Raw genomic sequence first — 330 nt, 5'->3', positions numbered from 1 at the left:
CCGGCGGCTTCGCGCTCACCTACAAGGTGCTCGCGGGGTTCGAGGACACCGGTCGCGCCCGCCGCGGGTACTTCATCGAGACGCTCGGAGCCGCGCAGTTCAGCACCGGCGGCACGGTGGACCGGCTGCGCGGGTTCACGCGGGATCCCGACGCGGGCGAGCGGGCGTTGAACGCGCTGACGCTCGCGGCCACGGATCCGGCCAACGCGTACGGCGCCGCGCTGCCGTGGCCGCGGCTCGACGGGCAGGGCGCCGGATCCGACGCCGGCGGCGCGGACAGCGGTCCCGGGGATCCGGCCGAGGACGCCGTGGCGGCCGTCGCGGAGTCCG

At 77.3% G+C, this 330-nt stretch carries 1 protein-coding gene; it reads left to right on the top strand.

The window, feature by feature from the left end; translation table 11 throughout:
• A partial coding sequence (locus DZG00_RS16675; RefSeq protein WP_233550192.1) for an Lhr family helicase occupies window positions 1-330 on the top strand: 330 nt, incomplete at both ends.

The sequence above is a fragment of the Clavibacter lycopersici genome (assembly GCF_003576405.1).
GTDB classification, from domain to species: Bacteria; Actinomycetota; Actinomycetes; order Actinomycetales; family Microbacteriaceae; genus Clavibacter; species Clavibacter lycopersici.
Note: the sequence above shows the minus strand (reverse complement) of the source record. Positions and strands in the feature narration are given on the sequence as shown.